General features: G+C 41.5%; 9 protein-coding genes. 8 read left to right on the top strand and 1 reads right to left on the bottom strand.

Annotated elements, in window-relative coordinates:
• The first annotated feature begins 52 nt into the window (after window positions 1–52).
• The 7 genes from prpB (at window position 53) to LPA49_RS16650 (ending at window position 12423) form a co-directional block, all read left to right on the top strand.
• Window positions 53–928: a methylisocitrate lyase gene (gene prpB, locus LPA49_RS16680; protein WP_036968012.1), complete on the top strand. Its 876-nt coding sequence runs from the start codon at window positions 53–55 to the stop codon at window positions 926–928.
• Between the two features lie 24 nt (window positions 929–952).
• Window positions 953–2077 (top strand): 2-methylcitrate synthase, encoded by a 1125-nt coding sequence (gene prpC, locus LPA49_RS16675; protein ID WP_118844358.1) that lies wholly within the window; start codon window positions 953–955, stop codon window positions 2075–2077.
• Window positions 2078–2193: 116 nt separating this feature from the next.
• Window positions 2194–4785 carry a Fe/S-dependent 2-methylisocitrate dehydratase AcnD gene (gene acnD, locus LPA49_RS16670; protein WP_180310880.1) on the top strand — a complete coding sequence of 864 codons (2592 nt, stop codon included), beginning with the start codon at window positions 2194–2196 and terminating at the stop codon, window positions 4783–4785.
• 2 nt (window positions 4786–4787) lie between these two features.
• On the top strand, window positions 4788–5957 hold the full coding sequence (gene prpF, locus LPA49_RS16665; protein WP_180310879.1) for a 2-methylaconitate cis-trans isomerase PrpF: 1170 nt from the start codon (window positions 4788–4790) through the stop codon (window positions 5955–5957).
• A gap of 362 nt (window positions 5958–6319) precedes the next feature.
• Entirely contained in the window at window positions 6320–9394 is a 3075-nt protein-coding gene (locus LPA49_RS16660) for a hypothetical protein (protein ID WP_180310878.1), read from the top strand.
• A gap of 59 nt (window positions 9395–9453) precedes the next feature.
• The gene (locus LPA49_RS16655) at window positions 9454–10545 is read left to right on the top strand and encodes a hypothetical protein (RefSeq protein WP_075593509.1); all 1092 of its coding nucleotides are present in this window, start codon (window positions 9454–9456) and stop codon (window positions 10543–10545) included.
• A 9-nt stretch (window positions 10546–10554) separates the two neighbouring features.
• Window positions 10555–12423 (top strand): hypothetical protein, encoded by a 1869-nt coding sequence (locus LPA49_RS16650; protein ID WP_180310877.1) that lies wholly within the window; start codon window positions 10555–10557, stop codon window positions 12421–12423.
• Window positions 12424–12438: 15 nt separating this feature from the next.
• Here the strand turns inward: LPA49_RS16650 and LPA49_RS16645 are convergent, their stop codons facing one another.
• Complete coding sequence (locus LPA49_RS16645; RefSeq protein ID WP_036968026.1) at window positions 12439–13347, bottom strand: ABC transporter substrate-binding protein; 909 nt, start codon at window positions 13345–13347, stop codon at window positions 12439–12441.
• 288 nt (window positions 13348–13635) lie between these two features.
• Here LPA49_RS16645 and bla point away from each other — a divergent pair, with 288 nt between their 5' ends.
• Window positions 13636–14391, top strand: a complete 756-nt coding sequence (gene bla, locus LPA49_RS16640) for a subclass B1 metallo-beta-lactamase (protein WP_180310876.1) — start codon at window positions 13636–13638, stop codon at window positions 14389–14391.
• Window positions 14392–14635: the final 244 nt, after the last annotated feature.

Below are 14635 nucleotides of genomic sequence, written 5' to 3'. Positions count from 1 at the left end.
AAAATTAGACACAGCCAAAGAGCTGTGACCGTTCAAAGATAGGAGTTATCCAATGTCAGCAGGATTAAAGTTCAAACAGGCGATAGCCAACAATAAGCCACTGCAAGTGGTCGGCACTGTCAATGCGTATTGTGCCATGATGGCTGAAAAAACAGGCCACCAAGCGTTATACCTCTCAGGCGCTGGTGTGGCTAATGCATCATACGGCATGCCAGATTTAGGCATGACCAGCCTAGACAACGTACTTGAAGATATTCGTCGAATTACCAGCGCTACCGACTTACCGCTTCTTGTTGATGCCGATACAGGCTGGGGCGGGGCATTTAACATTGCGCGTACAGTTAAAGAAATGACGAAAGCGGGCGCGGCGGGTTTTCATATTGAAGACCAAGTAGCACAAAAGCGCTGTGGTCATCGTCCAAATAAAGAAATCGTTTCTAAAGATGAAATGGTTGACCGTATTAAAGCCGCGGTTGATGCAAAAACGGATAGCGATTTTTACATTATGGCGCGTACTGATGCATTCCAAAAAGAAGGCCTAAATGCAGCTATCGACCGTGCAGCAGCTTGTGTTGAAGCGGGCGCTGACGCAATTTTTGCTGAAGCAGTTCATGATTTAGCCGATTATCAAGCGTTTGCGAAAGCGTTAAATGTGCCAATCCTTGCGAATATCACAGAATTTGGCCAAACACCGATTTATACCAAAGAGCAGTTAAGTGAAGTGGGTGTTGAAATGGTGCTTTACCCATTAAGTGCATTCAGAGCCATGAACAAAGCAGCACTTAACGTGTATGCATCTATTCTTAACGAAGGCTCACAACAAAGCCAAATCGATAATATGCAAACACGTGCTGAGTTATATGAGTTTTTAGACTATCACTCATATGAAAATACACTTGATAACCTTTTCTCAGCTAAAAAATCATAACGACAACATTGAAGGAGAACACTCATGGTAGATAAAGCATTAGGCGGCGCAGGTTTACGTGGTCAAGTAGCAGGTGAAACAGCTCTGTGTACAGTAGGTAAGTCAGGCTCTGGTTTAACGTATTGTGGTTATGATATTAGTGAACTGGCTGATAAAGCCCAGTTTGAAGAAGTCTCTTTTTTACTATCGCGCGGTGAATTACCAACAACCGCAGAGCTTACTGAATATAAAGCTAAATTAAAAACACTTCGCGGTTTACCAGACGCACTAAAAACAGTACTAGAAAACATTCCTAAAGATGCACACCCAATGGATGTTATGCGTACGGGTTGCTCTATGCTAGGTAACCTAGAAATGGAGCAAGATTTTAGTGAAGCCAATGATGCAATCGACCGCATGGTCGCTGTATTCCCAAGCATTATTTGTTACTGGTACCGTTTTAGTCATGACGGTGTACGTATTAATACTGAAACAGATGATGATTCGGTTGGCGCACATTTCTTACATTTATTACATGACAAAGCGCCATCGGCATTATTTGAGCAAGTAATGAATGTTTCGCTCATTCTATACGCAGAGCACGAGTTTAATGCATCGACATTCACAGCGCGTGTGTGTGCTTCAACTTTGTCTGATATTCATTCATGTGTGACAGGTGCAATTGGTAGTTTGCGTGGTCCACTACATGGCGGAGCGAACGAAGCTGCGATGGATATGATTGAAAGCTTTACGAGCGCCGATCAAGCTGAAGAAGCATTAATGGGCATGCTTGAGCGCAAAGATAAGATTATGGGTTTTGGTCATGCCATTTACCGCGAGTCTGACCCACGTAACGTGATCATCAAAAAATGGTCTGAAAAACTGGCAGCAGAAGTGGGTGATACTGTGTTATACCCGGTATCTGTTCGTTGTGAAGAAGTTATGTGGCGCGAGAAAAAATTGTTCTGTAACGCTGATTTCTTCCATGCATCAGCGTATCACTTCATGGACATTCCAACGAAGTTGTTCACGCCTATTTTCGTGATGAGCCGTGTAACAGGTTGGACTGCTCATGTTAAAGAGCAGCGTGCTAATAACCGTATTATCCGCCCAAGCGCTGATTACACGGGCCCAGAAGCACGAAGCTATACGCCAATTACTGAGCGTTAATAACACCAATCAAACCAATGACAGGGGCGGCTAAGCCGCCCTTTTATAAAAGGGCATAAAAACACTAAAAACAAGCCCAACTTCCTTCATCGTCACCAAGTACAAGTAGAGTCATCATGAATACAGAATATAGAAAACCATTAGCAGGCACCGGCGTTGATTATTTTGATACTCGCGCTGCTGTTGATGCTATTAAGCCAGGCAGCTACGCCACACTTCCTTACACATCACGCGTATTAGCTGAAAACTTAGTTCGCCGCTGTGAACCTGAAATGTTAAACGATGCACTTTCGCAATTAATTGAACGTAAACGTGACCTAGATTTTCCGTGGTTTCCTGCACGAGTCGTGTGTCATGACATTTTAGGCCAAACAGCGCTGGTTGATTTAGCCGGTTTACGCGATGCAATTGCCGCTAAAGGCGGCGATCCTGCGAAAGTAAACCCAGTGGTACCTACTCAATTAATCGTTGACCATTCGTTAGCAGTAGAACACGCAGGTTTTGAACCCGATGCGTTTGAAAAAAATCGCGCCATTGAAGATCGTCGTAACGATGATCGCTTTCACTTTATAAACTGGACAAAAACGGCATTTAAGAACATTGATGTTATTCCACCGGGTAACGGCATCATGCACCAAATCAACTTAGAGAAAATGTCGCCAGTTATTCAAAAACGTGATGGCGTTGCATTTCCAGACACCTTAGTCGGCACAGACAGCCATACTCCTATGGTTGATGCATTAGGCGTTATTGCTGTGGGCGTGGGCGGGCTTGAAGCTGAAAGCGTCATGCTTGGCCGTGCTTCGTACATGCGCTTACCTGATATTGTTGGTGTTGAACTTACCGGTAAACCACAACCAGGCATTACTGCAACCGATATCGTACTTGCGATCACGGAGTTTTTACGTAACGAGAAAGTTGTTTCAACTTACCTTGAGTTTTATGGTGAAGGGGCTGATGCACTGACGTTAGGTGACCGTGCAACGATTTCAAACATGACACCTGAATTTGGTGCCACAGCAGCTATGTTCTATATTGACGACAACACACTTGATTACTTGCGTCTAACCGGCCGCGAAGAAGAGCAAGTTAAGCTGGTGGAAACCTATGCAAAAGAAACTGGCTTGTGGAGCGATAGTTTAAAAACGGCTGAATATGAACGTGTTTTAACGTTCGATTTATCATCCGTTGGCCGTAATATTGCGGGCCCATCTAATCCACACCGTCGTGTTGCAACCAGTGACCTAGCTAAAGCAGGGATCACAGGGGTTGTTGAAAATGAAGCAGGCTTAATGCCTGATGGTGCATGTATTATCGCAGCAATTACGAGCTGTACTAATACCAGTAATCCGCGTAACGTGATTGCTGCTGGTTTACTTGCGCGCAATGCGAACGCGAAAGGTTTATCACGTAAACCGTGGGTTAAAACCTCTTTGGCACCAGGTTCTAAAGCGGTTAAATCATACCTTGAAGAAGCCAATTTATTACCAGAGCTTGAAAAGTTAGGCTTTGGCATTGTGGCATTTGCATGCACAACCTGTAATGGGATGAGTGGCGCGCTTGATCCTAAAATTCAACAAGAAATTATTGACCGTGACTTATACGCAACTGCTGTGTTGTCGGGTAACCGTAACTTCGATGGTCGTATTCACCCTTATGCCAAACAAGCGTTCCTTGCGTCACCTCCCTTAGTGGTTGCTTATGCCATTGCAGGTACTATTCGTTTTGACATCGAAAAAGACGTATTGGGAATCGATTCACACGGCAACGAAATCCGCTTAATGGATCTATGGCCATCAGATGAAGAAATTGATGCAGTGATTAAACAAAGCGTTAAACCTGAACAATTTAGAAAGGTTTACGAGCCTATGTTTGATTTAAGTGTTGATTATGGTGAAGACAACGACCCACTTTATCAATGGCGTCCGCAAAGCACTTATATTCGTCGCCCGCCATATTGGGAAGGTGCATTGGCTGGTGAGCGTAGTTTAACTGATATGCGTGCATTAGCTGTATTAGGTGACAATATTACGACTGATCACTTATCACCCTCCAATGCAATCTTAGCATCAAGTGCTGCGGGTGAGTACCTTGCTAAAATGGGCTTACCCGAAGAAGACTTTAACTCGTATGCTACTCACCGAGGGGATCACTTAACTGCTCAACGTGCAACGTTTGCAAACCCTAAACTATTGAACGAAATGGTTAAAGAAAATGGTGAAATAAAGCAAGGTTCTTATGCTCGTATTGAGCCTGAAGGTAAAGTGACCCGTATGTGGGAGGCTATCGAAACCTACATGGCGCGTAAACAACCACTCATCATTGTGGCGGGTGCTGATTATGGTCAAGGTTCATCACGTGACTGGGCTGCAAAAGGAGTTCGTCTTGCTGGTGTACAAGTTATCGCTGCAGAAGGCTTTGAGCGAATTCACCGCACAAACCTTATTGGTATGGGTGTGTTACCACTTGAATTTAAAGCGGGCACAACACGAACTACATCAGGCATTGATGGTAGTGAGACCTTTAGCGTTAAAGGCGAGCCAACACCTGGTGCGACATTAACTCTGCTCATTACACGCACAAGTGGTGAGGTGGTTGAAGTACCGATGACCTGTCGCTTAGACACAGCCGAAGAAGTATCAATATACTCAGCTGGTGGTGTACTTCAGCGCTTTGCTCAAGACTTTTTAGAGTCTGAGGAGCATTAATTATGGCCTTTAAACCACAAATTAAAGTGCCTGCTACTTATATGCGTGGCGGCACCAGTAAAGGGGTGTTCTTTAATTTAACTGATTTACCTGAACCTGCCCAAGAGGCAGGTGAAGCACGCGATAATTTACTTCTGCGTGTTATTGGTAGCCCAGATCCATACGGTAAACAAACGGATGGTATGGGGGGAGCTACATCAAGCACCAGTAAAACCGTTATTTTATCGAAGAGCAGCAAGGACGATCACGATGTTGATTATCTTTTTGGTCAAGTTGCTATCGATAAGGCATTCGTTGATTGGAGTGGTAACTGCGGTAACTTAACCTCTGCAGTGGGCGCATTTGCGGTGAGTAATGGCTTGGTTGATGCCAGCAAGATTCCAGATAACGGCGTTGTAGAAGTTAAAGTTTGGCAAGTAAATATTAGTAAAACCATCATTGTACATGTCCCCATTACCCATGGTGAAGTTCAAGAAACAGGTGATTTTGAACTAGATGGTGTGACATTCCCTGCAGCCGAAGTAAAGCTTGAGTTTATGGATCCGGCTGATGGTGAAGGCGCGTTATTCCCAACGTGTAATCTCGTTGATGAACTCGACGTTCCGGGCGTTGGAGTACTATCTGCGACCATGATTAATGCGGGCATTCCTACTGTATTTATTAATGCCAGTGAAATCGGTTATGACGGTACTGAGCTTCAAGATGCTATCAATAGTGATGCTTCAGTCCTTGAAAAGCTAGAAACAATTCGCGCCTATGGTGCGCTAAAAATGGGTTTAATTCAGCACGTAGATGAAGCTAAAGCACGCCAGCATACACCTAAAGTTGCGTGGGTTGCACCCGCTAAAAGCTACCATGCATCCAGTGGAAAAGAAGTAACAGCCGACAGTATTGATTTACTCGTTCGTGCTATGTCGATGGGTAAACTGCATCATGCCATGATGGGCACGGCAGCGGTTGCTATTGGCACAGCAGCTGCGATACCCGGCACCTTAGTAAATCAAGCTGCAGGTGGCGGACAGCGCCATGAAGTAAATTTTGGGCACCCATCGGGTACGTTAAAAGTGGGAGCCGCAGCAGAACGAGTTGGTGAAGATTGGCAAGTAACAAAAGCCAGTATGAGCCGCAGTGCGCGAGTACTCATGGAAGGGTGGGTAAGAGTGCCAGCTTAACAGCTTTCAGTTACAAAAAGTTACATTGTAAATGTGAATAATTGTAAACAGGGATAACGCCTTATGGCACTGTTTTTAGTTATTCACATTTTTTTTTGTAATTTACGGAGGGTTTTTATGTAACCTAATGAAAATAAATGTCTTATTTTTTATTTCTTAGATGAAATACTCTGTGTATTTCTGTATTTTATATTCCATTTTCTTATGAATGTCATAAACATCCGTTATTTTGTCACGCCATAAAAAGGAATTATGCCTGCATAGTTTCTTGGTTACGTTTAATTAATGTTTGATAATAAATTGTAACCTAGTATTTTATTACTGCTAAGCTACAGAAGTAGCCATTAAGGAGAATAACGACAATGCGAATTAATAAATTTACCCCGATAGCAGCTTCTGTTGCTTTATCACTTGGGTTAACGGGTTGTAATTGGTTTGACGACGACAATAAAAAAGAAACTGTCAAGCCGGTTCAAACATTTGAAGGTTCAGCTTCTGCAAGCTTTGGAACAGAAGTAACAGGTCGAGCTGTAAAAGGCTCATTATCAAACGCAGCGGTCGTTGTCAAAACGATGAATGATGCAGGAGAGATGATACCGGTTGCATTTCGTTTAGCAGCTTCTGCAGACGAATCGTTTACAGCAACTGCTAACACACAAGCTGAAGCTGATGCGATGGCAAAAGCAAAAGTTCTTGCTGCAAACCCAGAGTCAGTTTTAACGGCAATGAATGGTGGTTACTCACTATTTGTTGAAGATGATTTTACTGGACCATTATATATCACAGTTACAACCTCATCTGAAGGTGATGACAGTATGGTCAAATGTGACTCTTTCACAGGATGTGGCGACTACGATACAGCACCAGGTGTATCAGAAGAAGCGGGCATGGAAAACAATGGTGATAGCAACATCGATTTCGGCGAGTGGTATAAAGACGATGTAACATTGCAAGTTGTTAAATTTATAAGTGCTCCTGCTGCAGCGGCATCTGTTCGTGGTATGAGTTATGCTGACGGCGAAAATAAGTCAACTCAGTATTTTGCTAATTTAACGTTGTTTACCAGTATTGCTGCAGAGCTTCTACTTGAAGGTGCGGGTAACGGTGAAGCAATTTCTGAAGACGCAATCTCTCAAGCAAGTCTAAAAACATTAATTCAACTACTTGGTCCTGATACTGCCATTGAGGCTGCAGCCTTGTTAGCTGATATTTCAACAGGTGGTGCGGTAGATTTTACCGAACTTGAAGACGGTGATTCATTAGACGCGGGTACATTAGCGCTAATTCAAACTGCTATATCTCTACAATCAATGGCTGGCACGGGTACAAACGGTTCGCTTAATGAACTGATGTCACAGCTTGCTAAAGGTGTTTCTGATGGCAAAGTCGCCGATAATGATGATGATACTGTCAAAGCGGTTGCTGCGGCATTACAACAATCGGTAATTAATACGAGTTTAATTTTTGCAGCCCTTGTAACAGGTGAAGGTGTTGACGAAGCTTTTGCCGCGGTAGCTCAAAGCTTAGGTATAACGGACCCTGACGCTATCGCAAAACTAAAATCGAAAGCAACGAAAGCTGTTGAAAAAGTAGTAAAAGACGCTAAGAAAGCAGGCGCTGATGATGAGCTTAAAGAAACAGCTAAGAATGTAAAAGATGCGCTAAGTAAGATTGGTTGTTCTGGTGAAGAATGTGATGCTGGGGATGACTTTGATTCGAAAGCTGCACAAAAACTAAATGAAAAAGTGATTGAAGCCCAAGCTGATCTAGATGCTGTGATGGCTCTTATTGATACTGCGCAAGCGTCACTTGCCGATGTTACTGAATTAGGTGATGCAGGACTTGAGACCAATGAGCAAGTAATAGCATATAGTTCAGCGGTATATTTACTAAATGGTAATGTTGATACTTACACGGTATGGCAGAAGCAATTAAAATCAGTTAAATCTAAGATGAATGGTATTGCGAAAGCAGCTGCGGCATTTGCAGCTAAAAATAGTGATTACCAACAACTTGCAGATCAAGCTGCAAGTGTCCGTGATGCGGTAGCACAGGAATACGACAACGTTGTGTCATTGATTGCAGGTATCGAAGCTGAAGTTGTACGAGCAGATGAAGCGGTATCGGCATTAGGTTTAGAGTTTGAAGTAACGAAAGCGAATGCGGTAGCTGCAGCAGCTGCTGCACTTGAAGCCGCAACGGTTGCAATGACAGCTGATACAACTATGGCTACTGCGATGATCGCCGTTGAAGCTGCTGATGTATCAAACCTTGAAAGTGCGACTGCGGCTTTAGAGGCAGCAGAACAAGCAATAGCGGCTGCAACAGACTCGCAAATGAAAGCTGCGGCTTCAATTTCTGCGTCTAATTTATCAACAGATGCTGCCACAGCATTCAAGAAAGTCGCCACTGAAGCTGATGATATTGCAATGGCAGATGCGCAACTCGAAACTGCAGCAGCTGAACTTAAGTCAGCCGCTATGTATGCAGAAAACGCAGATGATGCACTATTAGCAGCACAAGCGCTTTATGATACTGCTATGGATGCAATTGCTAAGTTCACAGTATTAGTCGACGTGAAAGCGGGAACAGAGACTGTTACTCAAGCAACGATTCTTACGAAGTCAGGCGGTAAAGCACTTTTTGATAAAGCTGAAGTAATCTACGACATTCTAACAGAAGCTTGGGACTTAGGTGACGAAGCCGACAATGTACAGTCTACTCGTTTCCCTGAATGGACATACAGCTTTGATAAAGATGCGTTAGAGTTATCGTTGTCTAACGACACAACATCTGAAATGATCAGTGTTAATGGTGTTATTGAAACAGATACACTTGTGTTCGCATTTGGTGGTACAGTTACCACCGAAGATGGAGTCACCGTTATCGTTGAAACGCTTGAGGATACAGCGCAAGCAACGCAAGATTGTGTTGATGTAAAAGACGGTAAGATCGCTGCAGATTTATCTGATTCATGTTTGATTGTTAAATTTAACGATGAGATATCTTCAGATACATTAGTGGATGGTGAAGTTGAAACTATCGAAGCATGGTCTCGAGTTCAAGTAACTGATGGCGATTCTGGCTTTACGGGGATGTTAAGTTTAGAAGGCTCTGATCTAACTAGTCTTGCTAATATTAAAGCATCAGGTATGACCGGTGACACTGAATTTACGGCGATGATTGGCTTAGACAGTGCTGTTGATGAGATGGAAACATACATGGTCAGCGTAGAGCTTCATAACGATATTGCTTATATGATGTCACTCAGTGCTGTTGAAAGTGCTGACTTCTCTGGTTCTGTTGATGCATTATATTCAGGGAAAATGATGAAGTTTGGTACAGTGACTGAAATTACCAATGGTATCTCTATAGAATATATTGATGGTGAAGTTATTGACTACACTGATATTAGTTTTTTAGACATGACTAAGTAATAACGCAGTATAAAAAAGAGGGGAGCTTGCTCCCCTTTATAATAATAAGTGGATAAACTATGAAAAAAACACTACTTGTTATGGCTATAACAAGCTCTTTATTTTCTTCCTTTACAGCTGCCGCAGAGCCAACTACTTTTTTCACCACCCTAGATGCAGAAGTTTACACTGAATCTCAACCTGTAAAGTCTTTTATAGATGACTTTGATGCTCCTTTAAAAAGCGGAGATAGTGCGTTTACTTTCAATATTTTTGAGTTAGGTATTAAAACCCGAAATTATACAGTGGGTGTACAAAGTCGATTTGATTACTTGCTTGAATTTGATCCTGATACCGCACGATACTTACACACAGAAAAAAATGATCTGCCGTTTGAAGAACGTGATTATCGTTATTTTTTAGACGGCAAACAAGCAACTACTAATGGTGTTTTTGTCGCTTATGATTTTAAATTTTTAGATAATAATGCGCTGACAATTACCCCCAAAATCACCATTTTTTCAAGTGCACATTTCCAAGACGCCAAGGTCGATGGCACGGTGTTTAGTGATGAAATTCAAGGAGCTTTGGAGGTTGATTATTATTACTCTAAGGACCTACTTTTTAAGCGATTTACTTCAGATGAAAACCCGACCGGTTTAGGCTATAGCTTCGATCTAAATATTAATTGGCAAATTACACCAGAGCTAGAGTTGAATGTACAAGCCCAAGACCTCGCGTATGAAACAGAATATAAAGAGGCGGGTTTTGTTCAAGGCTATACAACCGAAGTGCCATTCACTGAAAGTGAGAGTGGTAGCATCATTACTGAGCCTACAATAAGGCTTACTACCTCAGCGAATGGTCATGAGGTTGATCATACATTTGAAATGCCAGTACGGCTAAAAGCATCATTAAATTATCGTATTAACAACGCATTCTCTGCGCATTTAATGGCTAAACAAATAAAAAGTGACACGTTTACTCAAGTAACTGGACGCTATCATTTTGCAGATACATGGAAACTACTTGGTGGATATGAGAGTAACAGCCAGGCATTTTTAGTCGGAATCGAAAATGAATATATAGGGTTAACTTTGCAAACTGATAGCTTAGATTTAGACGAAGCATATTATGCAAATTTGAATTGGTTTGTTAGAGTGAATTTCTAAGGATAAAGCATGGTAAAAAGAATAGCGCCCTTAGGCATTTTTTTATTTTTGGTAGGATGCGGAGGCTCATCAGAGCAAAACATCGTACCCGAACAAGTCGTGATTAAAACTACCTCGACAGCAAACTTCTACATTGCGCCATGGCAGTCAAATGCTGGAACGCTGATACTTACAAATAACGCAAGTGGTGAACGACAAACGTTTGAAACTTCAGATCTCAATAGTTTAGATATCTCACTAACGAGTCTAGCAAATTATTCAGTTGAGTTTGTATCAAATGATGACTTTGTTTTGTGTCCAAGTTATGAAGGGTGCGGCAGAACGTATCGTGACAATCCTGATGACATAAACGCAAATCGTCAAATTGATTTTGAAGAAGTTTTACCGCTTTCGTTAGATTACAGTGCGTCATTTTTTGCAGCTCCTGGTGAAAATAGGCTCTTTTTATCGCCAGTCAGTGCCGTAATTAGCGCTCAAAAGTTAGATGTTACATCACAGAGCGTTAGCGCAACTCCATTTTATCATTTAACACATAGCCAATTGAATGATTCATTAGAAGCTGAACTATTAACTAACGCGTTAAGTTTTGGAGTCATTTTAAAGCGTGCGGCTGAATTAGAAGCAAACTTATCGCAACCTGAGCTTATTGAACTTGAAAGCCAGGCGCAAATTTCACGCTTCCCTGAGTACGCGCAGTATGCAAATCGCTATATTCGTGAAAATTTATTGAATGTAAAAGGAAATCAACTTATTCAAACGGTTGTGGGGAATTTAAAGCAACGTTTAGTTGGATTAGGCAAGGTTTCTGAACTTTCAGCATTAGATGAACAACCTCCCATACTTCAATCGCGCGAATTATTGGATGATATTCGTAATGTTATCGGCGTCGTAAGGTTACAAGAACAACAATACAGCGCTGAGTTGTCGTCACATTTAAATAGCTTCACGAATGCATTGGATGATGATTCACAGTCGGTTGTAGTTGCATTAGCAAATGTACTATTTGATGTACTCTCAAATGTATCGCCCGCAGATGATACCTTACCAGGACTTTATACTGTAAATGGTCTTACAGTGCAGTATCAACATTCCCCTTATCGATGGTCAATTTCAGGGCAATACGATGGCATCGATGTGAATATGGATATAAACGTTCCTCAATGGCGGATTAGTAGTCTACTAGGAAATCAAATAACAGGCGTTATGAGCGCCCAAATGAGCAGCAATGAGACTCAGTTATTGGTTGATGTTAGTGAGTTACTGTTATCGTTTGATGGAACGGATGATCCCTTTACAATTTTAAGTGAGGACTCTACTGGTGAAGGGACTCTTAATACAGATATTACCTTAGTAAAAAAAGACAGCGAACTTGTAGGAAACCTAAACTTGACACTTAATCGCTTTGTGTCACCGTTTGAAGAGTTGCTTACTATTGTATCTGACTTTGATCTTGATGGTGAGTTTTCAACCGCATCGAAAACAACATCATTTAATCTTCAGGCTATTGAGGCTACGCCTTTTATAAATGAGGAAACTGAAAATCTTGTTTTCGCATTACATTTAGGCACGCCACTAAATGGTGCTACAGATTTTGAGTTTGGCTTTGTTGGTAAGTTAACTGCTTTAGCGCAGTTGACGAATACAGATATATTTATCAAGCAGAATAGCCGAGCACTGGATATTAACCTACGAACTGTTGGTAATAATGTAAACGCGGTTATCAAAGGTGCTGATGGCCGATGGTTAGATTTGAAACAAAAAGGACGTAATTTTAGTGGTGGACTTTATTTTGGAGATACCCAGATTGGTGATGTTACTACTGTGAGGGGGGCACCCGGTATCTTGTTCCCTGATGGTACGTTTGAATCATTATTTTAAGTTAAGAAGCGGCATTCATGCCGCTTTTTCGACTCCATAGCATTGCTGTTTCATCTTTTTAATGAAGTTTTCAAATTGGCCGCTTTGTCGTTTTTGCTTGATCTCGTCATTTAAATCTTTCAGTACTTTTTGCCAGTGCGGTGTTGATTTACTAATAGAAAAATAGAGGGGCTTGTATTCAAGTTTTGGTTCAAGCGCAACCAATGATTCAATTATTTGTCTTTTGCCATTAATCGATAACTCTGATTTATAAACACTGGCTTTAAGCACTTCAAGATCTGCAACAATGAGACTAACGCGATTGCTTAGTAGTAGGTGGATAAGTTGGTACTCATTGTTTGCAACGATGGTGTCAATTTGTTTATTATCAATCATTTCATCAAGTTGCTGAGTGTTTTTGTAAGATCTGACAACGCCAATTACCTGGTCTTTAACAGAGTTTAGGTCGCCATTAAAACGAATTTGGTTTCCTTTCAAGGCAACAAATGATAGATCCCCACCAGGAATCGGTTGGCTGAGAGCTAATAACTCGTTGCGTGTCTTGTCTAAAAAGTTATCTGAAATAACCGTGCTTTCAATAAAGTATTCAGGAAAAAGGATGTCTGCTTTGCCAAGCTCTGCCTCCCTTACTGCTCGTGCCCATGGGTAGAAGCCGATATAGACGCCATAGCCTTTTTTAAGCAAAGATTGAATTGTAAACTGGTAAAGCCAGCCTTTGTTACATAGGTGTTCATCGATATAGGGTGGCCAATCAAGCGTAACAAGTCTTAATACATGTTCGGCATTTACGTTGTAACCATAGCCGTCTTTGTAGCGTACCGCATTTTTGGTAATGACTTCTCCATCTTTTTCATAGGTCACGGGTGTAAGCATTGCAACCACTTGAGTAGAGAAGAAAAAAAAGAGCATTACTAATAATTTCATATTTTTTCTAAGCATTTGTTATGTATATAAAGCTTAGCCTCTTGTTGCAAATATACAACATCGAAAAGTAACCGTGTAAATAGAATATACGCTTAAACGAGTTGGCAGAATTAAAAGCAGGGAATAAAGGGCCGATGCACCCGTTTTTAATCACTGCTATCAGAGGCTGAACTAGGGCGAGCATTCGTATCGAGTAAATTGAGTCCACTTTTAAAATTAGCGTTGTTTTTGGTACAAAACGATCACGTAAAAAATTATAATATTATAACGTCAAGAAGATTAGGAATTATGATGATATTTAAAAGGATATTGGGTGTATTATTTTTTGTTGTTTGCGGTGTATTTACTCAAAGTAGTTTAGCGAATATACACGCTGAGAATGAAGTCTTTATCACGAAAATAGATGAAGGCGTTTGGTTGCATACCTCTTTTTATGTTTATCCTAACGGGACAACATTCCCTTCGAATGGTTTGATTGTCAGGGAGGGGCAAAGTTTAACCCTGATCGACACAGCGTGGGGAGAGTTACTAACACAACAGTTATTAAGCGTCATTAACACAGAAATAAACTTGCCGATAACCAAGGCACTTGTCACTCATGCACATGCAGACCGAGCTTCAGGGGTTGATGTATTAGAAGCGCGTGGTATCAAAGTGTATTCTCACCCTTTGACGCAGCAATTGACAATAGAGCAAGGGACTGCTGTACCAAACAATGTGATAGCCGAACTTGCAACAGTCGGTGCACAGGTGAAATTTGGCTCATTGAATGTGTTTTTCCCAGGCCCCGGTCATGCGATGGATAATATAATGGTATGGTTACCAGATAAACGTATCTTATACGCAGGCTGTGCGGTTCGTGCATTACAGTCTAACTCTGTAGGGAATATGGCCCATGGAGATATTCATTCATGGCTGAAAATTACTCAGCAGTTGAAGAATGATTACAAAAAATTACGAAGAGTGGTTCCCGGACACGGTGAAATAGGCGGGTTTGACTTATTGAGCCACACCGAAAAACTCATTCTCAATCAACTTAAGTAACGTCAAAACGTTGGGTTTTTAATAAAATTGTTAGGAATATTTCGCAATGATTAAAAGCCCAATGGCCCCCGTTTATCCCCCTTTTTTTTACGCGTTAGAAAACCTAAATTCTGTCGCTAACCCTCTTTTATCTGAATCCAGTCTCGCTTTGTATTGTTTGAAACTCGCTTTGCCGAATTTGACTAGTAATGAAAAATGCTCCTTTAGATACTGTTAATTAAACGTAAAGACTTTAACACTAGAA

It is taken from the genome of Pseudoalteromonas sp. MB41 (assembly GCF_020966275.1).
Classification (GTDB): domain Bacteria; phylum Pseudomonadota; class Gammaproteobacteria; order Enterobacterales; family Alteromonadaceae; genus Pseudoalteromonas; species Pseudoalteromonas lipolytica.
This window is presented reverse-complemented; position numbering and strand designations above follow the sequence as displayed.

What these genes read in the sequence shown, in the direction of transcription:
- LPA49_RS16660 (WP_180310878.1), top strand. Translation starts at nt 6,320, where the DNA reads ATGCGAATTAATAAATTTACCCCGATAGCAGCTTCTGTTGCTTTATCA.
- prpC (WP_118844358.1), top strand. Translation starts at nt 953, where the DNA reads ATGGTAGATAAAGCATTAGGCGGCGCAGGTTTACGTGGTCAAGTAGCA.
- LPA49_RS16645 (WP_036968026.1), bottom strand. Translation starts at nt 13,347, where the DNA reads ATGAAATTATTAGTAATGCTCTTTTTTTTCTTCTCTACTCAAGTGGTT.
- LPA49_RS16650 (WP_180310877.1), top strand. Translation starts at nt 10,555, where the DNA reads ATGGTAAAAAGAATAGCGCCCTTAGGCATTTTTTTATTTTTGGTAGGA.
- acnD (WP_180310880.1), top strand. Translation starts at nt 2,194, where the DNA reads ATGAATACAGAATATAGAAAACCATTAGCAGGCACCGGCGTTGATTAT.
- prpB (WP_036968012.1), top strand. Translation starts at nt 53, where the DNA reads ATGTCAGCAGGATTAAAGTTCAAACAGGCGATAGCCAACAATAAGCCA.
- LPA49_RS16655 (WP_075593509.1), top strand. Translation starts at nt 9,454, where the DNA reads ATGAAAAAAACACTACTTGTTATGGCTATAACAAGCTCTTTATTTTCT.
- prpF (WP_180310879.1), top strand. Translation starts at nt 4,788, where the DNA reads ATGGCCTTTAAACCACAAATTAAAGTGCCTGCTACTTATATGCGTGGC.
- bla (WP_180310876.1), top strand. Translation starts at nt 13,636, where the DNA reads ATGATGATATTTAAAAGGATATTGGGTGTATTATTTTTTGTTGTTTGC.